The sequence below is a fragment of the Halovalidus salilacus genome, assembly GCF_031852275.1.
Classification (GTDB): Archaea; Halobacteriota; Halobacteria; order Halobacteriales; family Natrialbaceae; genus Halovalidus; species Halovalidus salilacus.
In genome coordinates this window covers 847,101-863,945 of record NZ_CP134700.1, presented here as the reverse complement: position 1 = coordinate 863,945, position 16,845 = coordinate 847,101, and the positions used below count along the sequence as shown (strand labels likewise).

15 protein-coding genes are annotated in these 16,845 nt (G+C 69.8%); 5 read left to right on the top strand and 10 right to left on the bottom strand.

The features are described from left to right. Window positions 1–124 precede the first annotated feature (124 nt). On the top strand, window positions 125–1,597 hold the full coding sequence (gene tgtA, locus RJT68_RS04265; RefSeq protein ID WP_407039133.1) for a tRNA guanosine(15) transglycosylase TgtA: 1,473 nt from the start codon (window positions 125–127) through the stop codon (window positions 1,595–1,597). Window positions 1,598–1,663: 66 nt separating this feature from the next. Here tgtA and RJT68_RS04260 read toward each other — a convergent pair whose 3' ends face one another. Both RJT68_RS04260 and RJT68_RS04255 read right to left on the bottom strand, forming a co-directional pair. Further along, window positions 1,664–1,996 carry a HalOD1 output domain-containing protein gene (locus RJT68_RS04260; protein WP_407039132.1) on the bottom strand — a complete coding sequence of 111 codons (333 nt, stop codon included), beginning with the start codon at window positions 1,994–1,996 and terminating at the stop codon, window positions 1,664–1,666. Between the two features lie 124 nt (window positions 1,997–2,120). Further along, complete coding sequence (locus RJT68_RS04255; protein ID WP_407039131.1) at window positions 2,121–2,582, bottom strand: Lrp/AsnC family transcriptional regulator; 462 nt, start codon at window positions 2,580–2,582, stop codon at window positions 2,121–2,123. A 154-nt stretch (window positions 2,583–2,736) separates the two neighbouring features. Here RJT68_RS04255 and RJT68_RS04250 point away from each other — a divergent pair, with 154 nt between their 5' ends. Together RJT68_RS04250 and arcS are read left to right on the top strand one after the other, a co-directional pair. Then, window positions 2,737–3,108 carry an RNA-binding protein gene (locus tag RJT68_RS04250; protein ID WP_407039130.1) on the top strand — a complete coding sequence of 124 codons (372 nt, stop codon included), beginning with the start codon at window positions 2,737–2,739 and terminating at the stop codon, window positions 3,106–3,108. 180 nt (window positions 3,109–3,288) lie between these two features. After that, on the top strand, window positions 3,289–5,058 hold the full coding sequence (gene arcS / locus RJT68_RS04245; RefSeq protein WP_407039129.1) for an archaeosine synthase subunit alpha: 1,770 nt from the start codon (window positions 3,289–3,291) through the stop codon (window positions 5,056–5,058). Between the two features lie 60 nt (window positions 5,059–5,118). Here the strand turns inward: arcS and RJT68_RS04240 are convergent, their stop codons facing one another. From RJT68_RS04240 to RJT68_RS04205, 8 genes are all read right to left on the bottom strand, one after another. Continuing rightward, entirely contained in the window at window positions 5,119–5,463 is a 345-nt protein-coding gene (locus RJT68_RS04240) for a HalOD1 output domain-containing protein (protein ID WP_407039128.1), read from the bottom strand. 211 nt (window positions 5,464–5,674) lie between these two features. Next, window positions 5,675–6,013, bottom strand: coding sequence for a hypothetical protein (locus RJT68_RS04235; protein WP_407039127.1), 339 nt, complete (start codon window positions 6,011–6,013; stop codon window positions 5,675–5,677). Window positions 6,014–6,037: 24 nt separating this feature from the next. Next, window positions 6,038–7,786: a bacterio-opsin activator domain-containing protein gene (locus tag RJT68_RS04230; RefSeq protein ID WP_407039126.1), complete on the bottom strand. Its 1,749-nt coding sequence runs from the start codon at window positions 7,784–7,786 to the stop codon at window positions 6,038–6,040. After that, window positions 7,783–8,220, bottom strand: coding sequence for a response regulator (locus tag RJT68_RS04225; RefSeq protein WP_407039125.1), 438 nt, complete (start codon window positions 8,218–8,220; stop codon window positions 7,783–7,785). The genes RJT68_RS04230 and RJT68_RS04225 overlap by 4 nt, the downstream gene beginning before the upstream one ends. Before the next feature lie 563 nt (window positions 8,221–8,783). Then, window positions 8,784–11,216 carry a DNA polymerase domain-containing protein gene (locus RJT68_RS04220; RefSeq protein ID WP_407039124.1) on the bottom strand — a complete coding sequence of 811 codons (2,433 nt, stop codon included), beginning with the start codon at window positions 11,214–11,216 and terminating at the stop codon, window positions 8,784–8,786. 2 nt (window positions 11,217–11,218) lie between these two features. After that, the gene (locus tag RJT68_RS04215) at window positions 11,219–11,566 is read right to left on the bottom strand and encodes a hypothetical protein (RefSeq protein ID WP_407039123.1); all 348 of its coding nucleotides are present in this window, start codon (window positions 11,564–11,566) and stop codon (window positions 11,219–11,221) included. Beyond that, window positions 11,566–12,438 (bottom strand): hypothetical protein, encoded by an 873-nt coding sequence (locus RJT68_RS04210; protein ID WP_407039122.1) that lies wholly within the window; start codon window positions 12,436–12,438, stop codon window positions 11,566–11,568. Before RJT68_RS04210 ends, RJT68_RS04215 begins: the two co-directional genes overlap by 1 nt. Window positions 12,439–12,990: 552 nt before the next feature. After that, window positions 12,991–14,004, bottom strand: coding sequence for a Cdc6/Cdc18 family protein (locus RJT68_RS04205; protein ID WP_407039121.1), 1,014 nt, complete (start codon window positions 14,002–14,004; stop codon window positions 12,991–12,993). A 1,357-nt stretch (window positions 14,005–15,361) separates the two neighbouring features. Here RJT68_RS04205 and RJT68_RS04200 point away from each other — a divergent pair. Both RJT68_RS04200 and RJT68_RS04195 read left to right on the top strand, forming a co-directional pair. Beyond that, entirely contained in the window at window positions 15,362–16,228 is an 867-nt protein-coding gene (locus RJT68_RS04200; protein ID WP_407039120.1) for a GNAT family N-acetyltransferase, read from the top strand. A gap of 76 nt (window positions 16,229–16,304) precedes the next feature. Beyond that, window positions 16,305–16,697 carry a hypothetical protein gene (locus tag RJT68_RS04195; RefSeq protein WP_407039119.1) on the top strand — a complete coding sequence of 131 codons (393 nt, stop codon included), beginning with the start codon at window positions 16,305–16,307 and terminating at the stop codon, window positions 16,695–16,697. Window positions 16,698–16,845: the final 148 nt, after the last annotated feature.

The following is a 16,845-nucleotide window of genomic DNA, read 5'->3' as shown; positions in this document are numbered from 1 at the left end:
CGCCGTTGTGCGGCTCGCTCGATGCCGCCCGAGGGGGATCGACGTTGTGCTTGCACTCGCGGCCGACGACGGGATCCCGCCACGGAACGGAACGTTTACCGGAGCGCTCACGAACACACGGGTGATGCGCGAGCACTTCGAAGTGACGCGGACGGACGCGGCCGGTCGAATCGGCGAACTCACCGTCCCTAGGGCGCGCGTCACCGTCGAGACGCCGGCCCTGCTGCCGGTCATCAACCCCAATCTGGACACGATCGCGCCCCGGCGGCTCGCCGAGGAGTTCGGCGCCGAGATCCTCATCACCAACTCCTACATCGTTCACAAGACCGACGGCCTCCGCGAACGCGCCCTCGAGGAGGGCCTCCACGACGTGCTCGATTTCCCCGGCGCGATCATGACGGACTCCGGGTCGTTTCAACTCTCCGAGTACGGCGAGATCACCGTCACCACCGAGGAGATCCTCGACTTTCAGCGCCGGATCGGCTCGGACGTCGGCACCCCCGTCGACATCCCGACGCCGCCCGACGTCCCCCGCGAGCGGGCCCGCGAGGAACTCGAGACCACGAAAGAGCGCCTCGAGATCGCCGAAACGGTCGACGTCGGCGACATGCTCGTCAACGCGCCGGTCCAGGGCTCGACCTACCCGGACCTGCGCGAGGAGGCCGGGCGTCACGCCGACGGGACCGACCTCGACGTCTTCCCCGTCGGGGCGGTCGTCCCCCTGATGAACGACTACCGGTACGACGACATGGTCGACGTCGTGGCGGCCGCGAAGCGGGGCCTGGGCGCCGACGCGCCGGTCCACCTCTTCGGCGCCGGCCACCCCATGATGTTCGCCCTCGCCGTCGCGCTCGGCTGCGACCTCTTCGACTCCGCGGCGTACGCCCTCTACGCCCGCGACGACCGCTACCTCACCGTCCGCGGCACCCGCCACCTCGAGGACCTCGCGTACTTTCCCTGTTCGTGTCCGATCTGCACCGAGTACTCGCCCGACGACCTCCGCGCCCTGCCCGACGACGAGCGTGAGTCGGAACTCGCCGCCCACAACCTCCACGTCACCTTCGAGGAGATTCGCCGAATCAAACAGGCGATCCGCAGCGGAACCCTCCTCGAACTCGTCGAGCACCGCGCCCGCGCCCATCCCGCGATGCTCGACGGCTACCGGACGCTGCTCGACCACGCCGACCAGCTCGAGCGGAGCGATCCGGTCTCGAAGGGCGCGTTCTTCTCCGTCTCCCACGAGAGCGCCCGCCGGCCGGAGGTGGTGCGCCACCACGAGCGCCTCGAGCGCCTCGCGGTTCCCGAGTCGGTGTTCCTCACGGAGGGTGCGCCCGCGAACGGCGACGAGTACGACGAGTCGTGGCGCGTCCAGCCGCCGTTCGGCCCGTTCCCGCGGGCGCTCTCGAAGAGCTACCCGCTCACCGCCGAAGTTCCGGAGCGGACCGACCGGGCGGCCCTCGAGGCCGCCGCCGAGGGCGTCGCCCGTCTCGTCGAGGCGAACCCCGACAGCGAGTTCGCGCTCGGTCACCGGGGCTGGCCCGACGGCGTGCTCGAGCGCGTCCCCGATCGGGTGGAGACGATCGATCTGTCGGGGTAACGTTCGGCGGCGAGTAGCGACCGCTCGCGCTCGCCGGTGAAAAAACGGAGGAACGTCGTCGCTCGGTTACGAGTCGGACCGCGCGCCGGCGCCCGAGTCGGCTCCGATCATCGACCGATCCGGCTCGGAGACCGACTCGCCGTCGATTTCGACGTCGATCCCGTCGTCGATCGAGACGGCGATCGCGGAGCCGTCGTAGGTGAACTCGACGCCCCCGCGTCGACGGACGCCCCGCCCCGTCGGCGCGAACAGGGCGTCGAGCGCGTCGGGATCGACCCACTCGTACAGCGGCGGCAGCGCCGTCGGTTCGACGCCTCGGTGGGCCGCCACCGCTCGAACGACGACGGCGCTCGCAGCCCCGTCGTATCCGTCAGTCACTCCGATGGAAGGGTTGCTCACGGTGAAACCACGCCCACGGGGGGTAAAAGGGTGTCGCAGATTCCAACCGATACCGAAACGAACCGGTCGTGAGTTTCGGTTTCCGAACTGGCGTTGCAGATAACCAGGTCGCTCCGAAACCCGGTCACACTGTGCCGAAGTGGTCGAACGGCTGGAGGTGGGCCGCCTTGACCAGGTTCTCCTCCTCGACGACGAGGCCGCGTTCCTGCAACCGATTGACCGCCGCGGTGATCTCGTCGGTCTCCTCGGCCACCAGTTCGATCCGCACGTTTCGCCGACCGGTCATCAGTTCGCGAACGGCGACGACGCCGTCGACCGACAGCGCCGTCCGCGCGAGGTCGCCCCGGTCCGGTACCGGCACCGAACACTCGACCAGCACGTGCAGCGACTTCTCGGTCCGCTCGTAGTCGATGAGGGGGACGTAGCCGGCGACGATCCCCGACTCCTCCAGGTTCCGGATGCGATTTCGGACGGTGTTCGCCGTCACGTCGACCTCCGCGGCGATGTCGGTGGCCGTGTTGTTGCGGGCGTCGTCTTGCAACCGGTCGAGGATCCGCCTGTCGAGGTCGTCGAGGTCGACGGTCATACCCTCGATTCGAGCGGCGGTGGCAAACGGCTGCCGGTACCGGTACGTCGGCCGCGCGAACGCGCCCGACTCCGTCGCGCGAGCGCGGCCCGACCGCCGACGCGGCCCGGCGCAGACCAGAACGCGTAAGAGGGTGATGCGAGCAGGAGTCATCATGGTAGACGTGGCGTCGCTCGGCCTCGTCGCGCTCGCCGCGCTCGTCGCCGCCGTCGCGATCGCGGCGTGGCTGCTCGCGCGAACCGGCAGCGAGCGGGCGACCGACCGGCGGAGATCGCTAGAACGGCACGAGGAGGCCCGACAGCGCGATCCCCCGGTCGACCTCGGCGACGAACGGGTGGCCGTCGTCGAGGAGTTCACCACCCACCACTCCGGCGAGCGACACGCCATGTGCCGGATCGAGGGCTTCGTCGTCTTCGTCGAGGACGTTCCCGACGACCTCGAGGAGACCGAGGCGATCCGCCTCAAGATCCTCTCGTTCAACCGCGGGCACACCTCGGCGAGGGCGCGATTCCTCGAGCGAGCGTAGCGCCGCGACGGGCCGGGTTCCGGACGGGACGATCGGTACTCGAGCGGCCGAGCGGGTCCGCTCGAAGTCATCGGTGCGATAATTAGTATCGTACCGATGACCCCGTCAACTCGAGGGTCCCACCGATCGCGGTGGCCCGCTATCGACAGCCTCTTTCGCGCTCCCCTGCCCATATCGGGTATGACCGACTACTTCGAAGTGCACGCGCGCGACGGGGCCGCGCGCGTGGGCGAACTCCGCCTCGAGACGCCCCGGACGACGCCGGCGCTCGTAGACGACGTCGTCTCCGACGCCGGGTCGCTCTGGGCGGCCGACCGCGAGGTGCCCGCGGGCGACGAGTCGACGCTCACCGTCCTGCCCCACCGGGCGTTCCCCGGCGGTACCGCGCCCGAGGTGCGGCAATCGTTCGCCGTCGACCACCCCGACGTCGACTACCCCAGCGTCGCGGTCGTCTCGAGCGAGGGCGCGTCCGAGCAGGGGACCGACGCCTACCTCGTCTCGGACGCCGGGTCGGTGATGGGTCACGGCGCGGCGCTCGTCGAGGCCGTCGTGACCGTCCGCGAGGCGATCCCCGCGGACACCGCGCTGTACTTCTCGGGCGTCGCCACCCCCCGAAACGTCGCCACGCTCGCCTACGCGGGCGTCGACCTCTTCGACGCCGCCAAGGCCGTCGTGAAGGGCACGCAGGGCAAGTACCTCACCGCCGAGGGCGAGTACTACCTCGAGGACCTCGAGGAACTGCCCTGCGCGTGTCCGGCCTGTCGGAAACCCCGCGAGGAGTTCACCCGGGAGGACTGCGCCGAGCACAACGAGAACGCCCTGCGGGCGCAACTGGCGACCGTCCGTCGACGGATCCGCGACGGCCGGCTTCGGGACTACCTCGAGGGGCAAGCCCGCCACGAGCAGTGGCTCACGGCGGCGATGCGCACGCTCGACGATCAGTGGGGCTACCTCGAGGAGCGGACGCCGATCCTCCGGGAGTCGGAGTTGAACGCCGCCACGGAGGACACCCTCCGGCGGGTCGAGATCCAGCGCTTCGCCGACCGGGTGACGACGCGCTACCGCAACCGCTTTTCGAATCCGCTCGTGCTCGCCCCCTGTTCGGCGAAGAAGCCCTACAGCGAGTCCCAGAGCCACAAGCAGTTTCACGACGCGATCCGGTGGCGCGCCCACCTCGTCTCGATGACGAGCCCCATCGGGGTCGTCCCCCAGGAACTCGAGACCACCTACCCGGCCCAGCACTACGACACGGTCGTCACGGGCCGCTGGTCCGAGGACGAGAAGGGGTTCGTCGCCGAGGTGCTGCGGCGGTACCTCGAGCGCAACGCCGATGCGTACCCGTACGTCGTGGCCCACGTCCCCGACGAGGGCTACCGCGAGATCGTCGAGCGCGTCGAGGAGTCGTGGGACGGCGACCTCGACGTGACCTACACCGTTCCCGAGGGCGGCCACCCGACCGACGAGGAGGCCCTCGCGAACCTCTCGTCGGCGCTTTCGGGCGAGTTGAAGTACAGCAAGCGCGAGCGCGAGCACAACACCGTCCGCGCCATCGCCGACTACCTGCTCGGCGACGGCGCGGGCGACGAGCTGTTCGACGAGATCCGGACCACCAGCCGCTACCCGAAGATCCAGGTCCGAGACGCGGAGGACACCCAGCTCGCGACGATGGTGCCCCAGTACGGCACGCTCTCGTTCACCCTCGAGGGAGCGAAGCGCTGGGTGGAGAGCGACGCGCCGGTCAAGCGGGTCGAGATCGACGGCTTCGTCCCCCACGGAAGCGTCCTCGCGCCGGGCGTCGTCGACGCCGACGAGGAGATCCGGGTGGGGGACGAGGTCGTCGTCGAGGGGCCGAAGGCCTTCGGCGTCGGCCGCGCGGAGATGTTCGGCCGGGAGATGGCCGAGAGCACGCGCGGGATCGCCGCCGAGATCCGACACGTCGAGGAGAGGTGATCGCCCGAACTCGGTCGGCGGCCGACCGAAACGGAGCCCGACGGCGGATCGAGTTCGCGACTACCGCGTCGCCGTCCGCGACCGATCGGTCGGGTCGGGGCGGACCGCGACCGAGCCGTCGCCCGCGACGGAGACCTCGTAGCCGTTGAACGAGAAGCGTACCTCGACGGTCGTCTTTCGACCGTCGGATCGCGAACACAGGGCGTCGAGCGCGTCCGGATCGACGACGTCGCGAAGTAACTCGTAGTCTGGCGGGGTGAGATCGACCGGGTCGACGCCCTCTTGCCGGGCGATCGCTTCGACGACGGCGATCGAGGGGAGCGACGCAGAAATCGTGGTGGAGAAACCGCTCGAGTTCGCCTCGGCGGTCGAATTCGAGTTCCGAATCGGACTGTGATCGTCCATGGTGGCCACTCCTCAGGAGCCCCCTATAGCGCTATCGACGGTTCACTCGGACGATAACTGATCTGATAATTACGGCGTCGTTGAAATTAGTTATTTCCGACCGCTCGGTCGGCCTGTGCGGTCACAGGCACGGCGTGAAGAGCCTCAGCCCCCGCTTGATCGGGCGAAATCGACCGGTACGAGCGTCGAGCCGTTTTTCACTGACGGACGGTCAGTCGACGCCGGGACACTCCTTGAGCAGGTGCTCTCGGTACGTCGCGGCGGGAACGGACGTGTCACAACAGTCGCACTGGACGCGTTTGCGCCGCCAAACCGACCCCGTGTCGGACGTCGGTTCGGTCGGATCGGGTTCGGGGACGGTCTCGAGATCCCGGTCGGTCCCACCGGCGGCACTCGAGCGAGCGTCGGGGGCGACGTCGGACCCCGCGGCGTCGGAACTCCCACCGGCCGCGTCGGAATCCGATTCGGGGTCGGCGTCTCGAGCGGCGTTCGCTCCCGCGCCGGAGGCCGAATCACGGGTGTCGTCCGTCGAATCGCGCGTATCGGTCACGAATTCCCCTCGAAGGATCGCCGTTCACTCCCCGTCGGGTCGCCGCTCCTCCTCGAACAGCGAGTCGAAGAACTTCCGCTCGGCGGTCCGGAGGTGCTGGTTGAACGTCGCCGGCGAGATGCCGAGGCGCTCGGCGATCTCCTCGCCCGTGCTGCCGCGGGGCCAGTCGAAGTAGCCCGCGAAGTAGGCCGTCTCGAGGGCCGCCCGCTGCTTGTCGGTCAGGCGCCGATCCAGGACCGACCGCGGGCTCGAGTCCGAGGAGGTCCGCTCGCGGGTGCGCTGGGCCATGTAGGTGATATCGGCGTGGCGCTCCTGGATCAGTTCGATCAGCTGGCGCGTGTCCCGACCCCGGGGGAGTTCGACGACGAAGCGGAACTCGCCGTCGGCGACCGTCGCCGACTGGACGCGCCCGCCGTGGGTCGCGACGGTCTCGAACAGCGAGACGGCGATCGGCGCGACGAGTTCGAATTCGTACTCGTCGCCGCCCCCGGTGAGAAAGCGGACGTCCGAGAGGCCCTCGGTCTCGGCGACCGCCTCCTCGAGTCGCTCCTGTGAGACCTCGCGCGCGGTCCCGTAGGCCAGCAGGGTCTCGTCGCCCCTGATCAGCCGCTCCAAGCGGATCGTCGCGCCCTCCTCGTCGCGCGTGAGTTCGAGCAGGGGCTCCGCGATGTCGTCCATCTGGAACTCGAGTTCGACGACGGCGTCGCTCACCAGCGCGTCCTTGCGGTCGAGGGCGGTGATCGCGTGGGCGATTACGTCGCCCATCCGCGCGAGGACGGCCGTCTCCGGCCCGGTGAAGGCGTTCGACATCTCGGAGTAGACGTTCAGCGAGCCGTAGACGAGGTCCTCGTAGATGATCGGGATCGCCGCCGAGGAGCGGTAGCCGTGTTCGGCCGCGGTCTCGCGCCACGGCTCGTAGTTCGAATCGGATCGAGTGTCGTGGGTGATCTGAACCTGGCCCGTTCGGATGGCCGTCCCCGTCGGCCCTTTGCCGGTCTCGCCGTCGCTGGTGGTGATTTCGATCTCCTCGAGGTAGCCGTCCTCGACGCCGGCGGCCGCCCGGGGGACGACCTCGTTGCTCCCGGGATTCACCTCGCCGATCCAGGCGAAGCGGTAGGCGTCGGAGGCCGCGAGGCGGTCGCAGACCCGTTGTTCGAGTTCGGCGCGCGTCTCGGTCGTGATGACCGCGTGGGTGATGTCGTGGCCGATCCGGTTGAGGCGGTTGAGCGCCTCCATCTGTCGCCGGCGCTCCAGGCGCTCGCGCTCCTGACGGGCGCGCTCGATCGCGTGGTGGATCGTCCGGACGAGCAGCGTGCTCGTCACCTCGTCCTTGACGAGGAAGTCGTGGGCCCCGCGCTGGATCGCCTGGATGCCGGCCTGCTGGTCCGAGAGCCCCGTCAGCACGACGATCGGGACGTGGTCGGTCGCCTCCGTCACCACCTCGAGCGTCCGGAAGCCGGTGCTGTCGGGGAGGTTGAGGTCGAGCAGGACGACGTCGACGTCGGTCGACTGGAGCGTCGAGAGCCCCTTCTCGAGGCGCTGCTCGTTGCGCACCGTCGGCGTCTCCCCCGACACGCTCGAGTCGATCCGCTGGCTGAGTTCGTCCGACTCGCGGAGCATCTCCTCGATGAGGCGGGCGTCGCCGGGGTTGTCCTCGATGAGCAGGATCTGGTGACCGTCGGTCGCGAACCGGTCGGCGTCGGCCTCGACGTCGCTTTTAGTCTCCGTTTCGGCGTCGGCCTCCTCTTCGAGGCCGGTGTCGGATTCGCTCATGCTTCCTCCGGGGGCAGGCAGACGATCTCGAGCCAGAAGCGTTCGAACGACTGGACGACGTCGACGAACTCGTCGGGATCGACCGGCTTCGTCAGGTAGGCGTTCGCGTGCAACTGGTAGGAGGTGACGATGTCCTCCTCGGCTTTCGAACTGGTCAGCACGATCACCGGGATCGAGGCCAGTTCGGTGTCGTCCTTGAGGTCCTCGAGCACCTCGTCGCCGTTCTTTCGCGGCAGGTTGAGGTCGAGCAGGACGAGGTCGGGACGCGGGGCGTCCTCGTACTCGCCGCGCTGGTAGAGGAAGTCGAGGGCCTCGATGCCGTCGGTGACGACGTGAAGGTTGTTCGCGAGTCGGCCGTCCTTGAACGCCTCCTCGGTGAGTCGGACGTCGCCGGGATTGTCCTCGACGAGGAGGATGTCGACTGAGTTTGACATGAATCTGGTGAGGTTCGAGTGCATTGTGGTCACGGGGGTCGGGGTGGGAGTGGTGCGGACGGTGGTGCGGGAGCGGCGGCTCCGGCGGCCCGTCGCCGGACGCGGCTCGGCCGTCCGCGGCGATGTGAGACCGGTATCGCGACTGGTCCGGATTCGCCGCTCGTGTGCGAACGCGAATCGGACGGATCGATGGCACCCTCTAGCCCGTCGGGCCCGGCCGCGAGCGGGGGCGAGCCGCACGCGTTCGAGGTCCCTGCCCCGCAGACGGTCGCTCCGCACCGAGTTCGCTGGCGTCGCGACCGAACCGGGCGTGTCGAGGAAACCATCACAGTGCTGTTCGCCAAAGAGGCCGCGGAGGCGGGTAAAGGTAGCGCTCGATTCGCCCAGCGGGAAGAACGTCGGCCGAACAGCACTGACGGAGGTGATGACGGGTCTCGAACGGGGGCGCGCTGTGACGGGTCGCGGCGGGGATGGACCGCGACCCGTCGGCCGGCGGCGGTTCGGTCGCGGTCCACGACGTCCGTCACGGTCGGCGAACGGGGTCGCGATTCGCGACCGCCGCCTCACTCGGCGAACGTCGACAGCCGAACCGCGTGCCCGTCGCGCAGGTACCGACGGATCCGTCGTCGCGTCCACCCGAGCGGCGACACGACGCTCTCGCAGGCGCGGATCAACAGGTCGGCGTAGAAGTCGGCGTCGTAGGCCCGCCGCGGGGCGTCGAACGCGGCCGCACCGTCGCCGGCCCCCTCGAGTTCGAACGCGAGGCGGACGCGCTCGGGCCCGCGTCGCTCGTCGTCGACGACGACGTACTCGACCGACTGCCCGGGGTGGCGGTCGACCCCGTGGCGCTCGTACCGCTGCAGGGCCGCCACCGTCCGCGTCCGCTGGCGGTACTCGGACAGGCGCCTCGAGGCGCGCGACGTGATCACCAGCTCCGCGGGGTCGATCGCGCCCTCCCGAAGGTCGGCGAGTCGGCGCCGGAGGACGTCGCAGACGGCCGCCGGATCCCGCTCGCGGTCCAGCGCCTCGACGAACTCGCGCTGGCAGTCGGCGACGAACGGCGGGGTGCTCCGCTGGCGGCACTCGAGGCCCCGGAACTTGTACCGAGCGTCGGTGTCGTCCCCCTCTCCGCCCCCGCCTCCGTCCCCGTCCACGTTCCCGTCGCCCTCGTTCCCGTCGGCGCGCTCGTCCGAGCCGCCCTCGTTTCCGACTCCGTCGCCGCGTTCGTCGTCGCTCTCCTCCGTTCGCCGCTTGCCGAAGTACTTGGTGAGCGCGCCGGGGCGGGCGGCCGCGCTCGAGTTCGCGTCGGAGGCCTGGGTCGAACCACCGCTTCCCCCCGACTCGCGCAGCGGCACGAAGCAGACCCACTCGTAGCTCCCGTCGCGCTCGAGCGGGATGCCGACCGACTCGGAGACGTCGGCGGTCACCGCCGCGAGCGGTTCGGGGTCGCCGTCGCGGTCGGGGTCGGGCGTCACCCAGAGGCTGTCGACGATGCCGTGGACGATCCGCCAGCCGCCGGCCTCGAGGCGCGCTTTCGCCTCCAGGGCGATCTCGCGCGCGTATGCGTTGATCGCCTCGTGGCACTCGATGCGGCCGAACTTGGCGTTCCGGTAGCCCTGGTAGCCGAAACACGAGACGAGCACCCACTTGATCGCCCCGGACTCGGCCCGGAGGCGGGCCGCCTCGTCGTCGGGGAGGTCGGCCTCGGTCGCCAGCCGCTCCTTTCGCTCGGCGCGGTCGGCGAGCAACCCCTCGAGCACCTCGGGGAGGAAGCCCTCGCGCTCGCAGATCTCGTACTCGAGGCCGGGGACGCGGTCCCTCGCGGGCCGTGGGCACCCGAGGTCCGCGCAGTCGACCGTCTCCGGGCTCACGTTCCGCTCGCGGATGATCCGGGGGTAGAGCGAGGCGAAGTCGATCTCGTGGACCTCCTCGTGGAAGCCAACCTCGGGGGCGAACGTGAACCCGCCGCGGTCGGCGTCGTGGAGCGTCCGGACGTCCGCGAAGCGCTCGGGCTCCCACTTGTTCCACGGCGCGAGCACGCCCTCCTCCCGGGCGAGGCGGATCTGTCTCGAGGTGAGGAGGGTGCCGATGGAGCCCCAGGCGGCCTCCTGGAGGGGGCGGCCGGTCTTCGCGACCATGTAGCGGATCCCCTCGAGTCCCGACTGGTGCCAGAGGAAGCTGTTCGAGCGGTCGACGATCGCCCGGCCCGGCACGCGGTACCGTGCGGGCGAGTGACCCACCTGCCCGTAGCTCTCGTAGGTGTTCGCGCCCGCGATCCGGGTCCACCCCGGGAGGCGACCGAGGTGGAATTCCCCTTCGTCGAGGCCGCACGCCTCGGCCGCCCCCTCGAGGATCGGCACGAGGTCCGCGCGGCTCAGCACGAGCGCGTCGGGGTCGATCCGCTCGAGGCGCCGGTGCAGGGCCCGGAGGACGTCGACGTCGGCCGGATCGCCGGCGCCCGAAACGAGCGTCGAAACCGGCTCACCGTCGATCCGCAGCGCCGAGAGATCCCGATTCGTCAGCGCCGGTTCCTCGAGGGTCACCTCGAGCGTCCGCAGGTCCCGGGCGGGCGTCGGATCGAGCCCCCGATCGAGGCAGTAGCGAAACCCCGGGTCGAGGTCGACGTCGAACAGTCGGAAGGTCCCGGGGGCGTAGTTCTCGCGCTCGTGAACGCCCCGGACCTCCCGGGCGAGCGCGTACACCTCGTCGACGCGCTCGAGGTCGACCCGCAGCGGCCGCGTCCGCTCGTCCCGGTGGTGCTCGTGGAGATTCGTCGCCCACCGCTCGCACCGGGTCCCCAGCACCTTCGGATCGGACTCGAGGCGCTCGCGGAGGTCGGCCAGCGCGTCGTCCGGCCCGGAGGCGAACAGGGAGGGCGCGTAGTCGTCGACGAGGCGCGGTTCGGCGCCGTCGTCGGTCAGGTGCCACTCCCTGACGGCCCCGCCGTCGACGTCGAACTCGAAGGTGTACGGACTCGAGTCCGGCGTATCGGACACGATCACTCACCCCTGTTCGCGTCCGGGTCGCGGCGCTCGTCCGCTTCCGTCGGACCCGTCGACGATCGGTCCGCCTCGAGCGCCTCGCGAGACGCGGCGGCCTCGAGGTGCTCCAGCCGCGACTCCAGCCGCCGCAACTCGACCTCGTGGGCCAGCAGCAGCGAGAGGAGGAACGCCCGCTCGGGATCCGGCGGGTTGGCGTAGCCCGCCGCGTCGGCGAACTCCCGCGCCCGGTCGAAGAGCCGATCGAAGTCGTCCCGGTACTCCCGCCGCAGTGCCTCGCCCATGGGGTGCCACTCGCGCTCGAGGCGCCGGATCGCGTTCCGGTAGGTGGGGTTCGTCCGCCCCATCAGACGGTCACCTCGGGGTCGGTCCGGGTTCCGATCCGGTCCTCCGCCTCGGGTCCGAATCCGAGGCCCCGCGCGTACTCGGACTCGCACCCGTACGCGGCGGCGATGGCGGCGGGGTGGGGACCCGGCGACTCGGCGGCCCCGCACACCTCGACCCAGTAGGGAATCGTCGTCTGCCAGTACGGGCCGTGCCAGTAGCCGGCCGTCGCGAGCGATCGGTCGTCGTCGCTCTCGCCGTCGTCATCGCCGTCTCCCTCGGCACCGTCGGCGCCGCGACCGCCGCCACCGACGTCCCGCCGCTCGAGTCGGATCCCCTCGCGCGTCCGCACGCACTCGAGCCCCGTCGTCGCGTGTTCGGCGATCACCGCCGCGTCGTCGTCCCGGGCCGTCGTCGCCAGCACCGGAACCTCGAGCACCCGCCCCAGTTCGGCGAGCGTCTCGAGGGCCGCCGCCCGGAGGTCCTCGCGCTCCCACTCGGCGAGGTCGTCGTCCCGGTAGAGGTCGGCGACGTTCGGCGCCACGATCAGGCCCGTTCGCGGCCCCGCCGCCCGCGCGACCTCCCGCACCAGCGAGTGGTGCTGGTAGGCGGTGAACGCCCGGGCGACCCGGAGGCCGTCGAGGACGCGACGGCTCGAGGCGCACTCGTAGAGCGCGTGCGTCGAGGCGGTGTTCCGGGCGTCGATCCAGTACGCCGTTTCGTTCCGGGATGCGGCCGCGAGCCGGTCGCAAACGATCCGGTGAACGATCGCCGACCGCGGCGACGGCACCTCGAGCAGCGTCAACCCCGGCTCGAGGTCCAGTTCGGCCGCTGGCGGGTTCGGTGGGTGATGCGATTCGTTCGAATTCGTCGTCCGTGAGCCCCGCTGTCTCATACGCAGGTCGTGGAGGCCTCACCCAATAAGCGTCGGAACCCCGGTTCCGAAAGTTCCGAATTCCGATACTACTGGGAGCCGCGAAAGCGAGGGCGACTCGGGGGCGATTTCGGCCGAACCCGGTATCGAACGGGAGTTCCGAAACGGGATCTGTCGCCGAACGCGGCCGCAACCTGCGAGCCCTCGAGTCGCCCGACCAACGAGCTCTCGAGTCGCTCGAGGAGCGAGTCCCCGCAGACAGGGTGAGCGAAGGCCCGAAGACCGGCGGGGGTGTAGAACGATCGGTACGCGTCGTGGCGCGCGACGGCGAGCGAAGCGAGCCCGCGCGAGGGGGTGAGAGCCGAGCCGTGCGAGGCTCGAACCCGGCTGGGGAGGCTCGAGGTGCGGTGGGTGGGGATTCCGTGAGTTACCGACGCCACAGTCGTCGATCCTGTGAACGCGCCGAACACACCGACAGCGCGCCCAGGCGTCCGGGATATTAGCTCTCCGGGAACGATCCGGCACGCCGGGGAAAAATGCGAGCGAGTCAGTCACCGACGGAATCGTCGTCGATTAGCCGGACTCGTCGTCGATCACCCGATACGTCCGCCCGCGGCGCTCGCCGACGGCCTCGATCAGGTCGTAGTGGACCATCTTCGTCAGGTAGTTGCGCAGGGTGCGGTGGGTCTTCGGGTCGTCGACCCGGCGCTCGTACTCCTCGTAGAGGTCGCCCGGTTCGATCTCGCCCGCCTCCGCGACCACGTCGTAGAGCACCCGCTGGTGTTCGATCAGCCCCTCGAGCGTCTTCCGCCGGATCGCAGAGCGAGCGTCCGGAATCGCCTCGACGAGCACCTCGTCGGTGATCGCCTCGAGCCCCCGTCGGTCGGCCGTCAGCGCCGCGGATCGGAGGATGCCGATGCCCACGCGGGCGTCGCCCGCCGCCGCGTCGGCGATCCGGCGCAGTTGCGATTCGGTGACGACGCCCGGCTCGAGGCCCTGCGCGGCGCGTTCGTCGAGGATCGCGGTGAGTTCGTCGGTGCCGTACCGGTCGAACTGCACGCGCACGCCGGCGCGCAGGCGCGACCGCACCCGATCGTCGAAGCTCGCGAACAACTCCTCCTCGCGGTTGGCGATCAACACCAGCGAGACGTGGGGCAGCCGGTGGAGGTCGTACAGCGCCGCCGTCTCCTCGAGCTGGTCGACCTCGTCCAGGATCGCCACCACCGGCCGGTCGTCCGTCCGGGAGAGGCGCTGGAACAGCTCGTCCTTCGGCGTCGAACGGTGGACGTCGATCGTCCGCCCCACGGCCTCGAGCACCCGGTAGAGCACCCGAAAGCGGGTGTACTCCTGCCAGCAGTTGACGTAGGCGACCCGCACGTCCGGTAGCTGCTCCTGCAGGCGCTCGACGGTGTAGCGAGCGATGCAGGTCTTGCCGACGCCCGTCGGTCCGAACAGGAACGCCGTCTCCGGGTGCTCGCCCGAGAGCAGCGGCTCGAGGCCCCCCGAGAGGCGATTCACCTCGTCGTGACGGTGAACCACCTCGCTCGGGACGAAATCCTCGCGCAGGACGCGGCCGTCGACGATCACACGCATCCGTTTCGCTTCGATCGTATTAAGCGCCGGCGGGCGGATTCCGAAACTTCCGATTCGAATTCTGTATAGCGTTATGAGATTCATTACCTGAACGGCACGGATCGGTGGAGATCGACGTCGTCTCCCGGGAACTCTCCGCACCGGCGCTGAAACGTCCGAATCCCATCGAAACGGGCAGGGGGGATCGAAGTCCGCGCTGAGCGTCCCCGAAGAGCGATCCCCGAACGCACAGAACGGTGGCGACGTGGGAGTGATGGGTGCGCGATCCGCGCTCGCTCGAGGCGTCGATCGGCATCGATCTCGACGAATCCGAATTCGGGGCAAAACCCCCGGGTTCGAGGGCCGACGAGGCTGCTCGAGAAACCGACCCTCGTTTCGTATCGTCGTCCGCGATTTCACGCTCGACGTCCTACCGGGCGCAGACCCGGCCGAGCAGTGTGATCGATACCGAGCGCACCCGGGTGGCCCGGTCACGAAGCGCTCCCGCGAACGCTGTGAAAAGGTAACTCGTCCGCCGAAGTCGAAGTTCGACTCGAGACCACGACGCATCCGAGGGACTTCACAACCGCGAGCGAACGGGCTTCGTCACGCGTGCGCTCGCTCGGGGACGCGCGTTCGTCCGAGCCGGACCGCGTGCCGGCGGCGCGACCCGCCTCGCCGGCGCCGGCCGAGCCCGCTCGAGTGCCCGTCGACGAGATTCCCGAGCGCGGCCCAGACGGTGGACATTCGGGTTACCCCCAGGGAGATCGGCGACCGACCGCGACGTCGGACGGTCGGTACGGCGACGATCCGAACGGCTCGGGTAATCGTCGCGACGCACCGCCGAACCGAGTAGCACAGCGGCGACCGACCGTTCGGTAACGAAGCGCGGAGCTCGAACGACCCCCCGGCCTCACCTCGAGGGGACCCCTCCGCCGAGCTGCGCTTGCCGGTGACGACCGGGACCGAACCAGGCGCTGGGGTCGCCACGCCGACGGCGTCGCATCGGTCTCGAACCGTCGAGCCGCCGAGTCGGTTCGCGACGGCAACGCCCCGCAGACTCCGCATTCGGCCGTATCCCCGACCGAATCGCCCTCGAAACGCCCGGTTCGAGCCCGAACGACAGTCGGCCGTAAATCGAATATCGCGATATCAAATACAGTTCGTCACCGAACGGGCGGCCGGCGAGGCGGGTCGACAAAACGCCGCTCGAGTACCGGCACGGCGGGTGACGACGGCGAATCGAGCCGTTCGCGGCGGTCGACCGAGTGACGGACGATCGAACGGCGGGCGGTCGATGGCCGGCGGACGCCACCGCCACCCTGCACATGTAAGCACAGCGTGATACGCCCGTCCGTCGGCTGTTGGCAGTATGAGCCTGCACGCGCGGCGATCGTTCGAGGACGAGATGAAGCGGTCGATCTACGAGTACGTCGAGCGCCGGGGCGCCGTCACGAGGGGCGAACTCGCCCGGACGATCCACGTCGAGACGGGACAGCCGGCGTCGAAACCCGCCCGCTCGCGGACGTACACCGAAAAGCGCCCGATCGAACCGGACGAACTGCGCGCGGCCGTCTCGGAGCTGAAAGCCGACGGCCACCTGCTCGAGTTCGACGGAAAGCTCCGGGTCGCCCTGTCGACGACGCCGGCCGAACGCGAACTCGAGGGCGGAGACGGGACGGTGACGATTCGACCCGCGCGCGAGGAGGACCGGGCGGGGCTGATCGAGACGATGAGCGACGTCGGCGATGACGGGACCTACATCGTCGCCGAGAACGTGGTCGAGCAACTCGAGCGGGCGCCGGCGCTGGTTCGGGCGAACGACGAGCGCTCGCGCGTGTTCTTCGTGGCGGTTCGCCGGGAAGACGAGGGAGGAGCGGGCGACGAATCCGCGGAAGTGGCCGGCGAACGGGACGAGGGGGGCGAGGTCGTCGGCTGGCTCCACCTCGACGGCCCGGAACTCCCCTCGCTCCGGCACACGGCCGAGGTGACCGTCGGGGTGCGACCGGACCACCGCCGCGAGGGCATCGGCTCGAGCTTGCTCGAGTACGGCCTCGAGTGGGCCGAGGAGTCGAGGTACCGGAAGCTCTACCAGAGCCTGCCTGCGACGAACGAGCGGGCGATCGAGTTCCTCGAGGACAACGGCTGGGAGCGCGAGGGAAAGCGGGAGGGCCACTACTGCATCGACGACTCGCTCGTCGACGAGGTGCTGCTGGCGACGTGGACCGACGGCGAGTGACGGACGACGGACCGGGGTGATCCGGTTCGGGCGGACGACGCGTGGTTTCTTCACCCCGACGGACGTATTCCGGATCATGGACGACATCGAGGTCTCACTCGGCGTTCCGGAACCGATCCTCGAACGACTGCCGGACGACGGCGACGACGCCGCGGCGGACATGCGACAGGCCGTCGCGGGGTGGGAACGGCGGCTCAACCGCGCGATCGAGGCGGCCGAGGACGAGCGGGAGGCCGTCGGCCACGCCCTCGAGGCGATCGAACACTTCGAAGGTCGACTCGACACGTACGACGAACTGGTTCCGGAACTGCGCGCGTGGGGGCAGTCGCCGATCTACGCCATCGCGTGGCGGACCCTCTACGCGGACCTGATCGCCCAGCTGTACGACCACGAGGAGCTCGCCGAACGCATCGACCGGGAGCGGAACGCGCGGCTGGTCGAGGACGGCATCCGACTGCGGGACGCCTGACGGGGAGCGAGTCGCACGTAACGGACGGCGGGCCGGGTCACCGACGGAGCGTACCGAACCCCGACCGTCACCGCGGGAGAGGCGGTCGAATCGGCCCCGATCGGACGAATCCGTGGCTTCGAGGGGCTGACACGTGGCACAAGGATTT

Excerpts from the sequence above, each read along its gene's own strand:
- RJT68_RS04200 (WP_407039120.1), top strand. The coding sequence starts at position 15,362 with ATGAGCCTGCACGCGCGGCGATCGTTCGAGGACGAGATGAAGCGGTCG.
- RJT68_RS04210 (WP_407039122.1), bottom strand. The coding sequence starts at position 12,438 with ATGAGACAGCGGGGCTCACGGACGACGAATTCGAACGAATCGCATCAC.
- RJT68_RS04255 (WP_407039131.1), bottom strand. The coding sequence starts at position 2,582 with ATGACCGTCGACCTCGACGACCTCGACAGGCGGATCCTCGACCGGTTG.
- tgtA (WP_407039133.1), top strand. The coding sequence starts at position 125 with ATGCGCGAGCACTTCGAAGTGACGCGGACGGACGCGGCCGGTCGAATC.
- RJT68_RS04225 (WP_407039125.1), bottom strand. The coding sequence starts at position 8,220 with ATGTCAAACTCAGTCGACATCCTCCTCGTCGAGGACAATCCCGGCGAC.
- RJT68_RS04215 (WP_407039123.1), bottom strand. The coding sequence starts at position 11,566 with ATGGGGCGGACGAACCCCACCTACCGGAACGCGATCCGGCGCCTCGAG.
- RJT68_RS04230 (WP_407039126.1), bottom strand. The coding sequence starts at position 7,786 with ATGAGCGAATCCGACACCGGCCTCGAAGAGGAGGCCGACGCCGAAACG.
- RJT68_RS04195 (WP_407039119.1), top strand. The coding sequence starts at position 16,305 with ATGGACGACATCGAGGTCTCACTCGGCGTTCCGGAACCGATCCTCGAA.
- RJT68_RS04240 (WP_407039128.1), bottom strand. The coding sequence starts at position 5,463 with ATGGACGATCACAGTCCGATTCGGAACTCGAATTCGACCGCCGAGGCG.
- RJT68_RS04250 (WP_407039130.1), top strand. The coding sequence starts at position 2,737 with ATGGTAGACGTGGCGTCGCTCGGCCTCGTCGCGCTCGCCGCGCTCGTC.
- arcS (WP_407039129.1), top strand. The coding sequence starts at position 3,289 with ATGACCGACTACTTCGAAGTGCACGCGCGCGACGGGGCCGCGCGCGTG.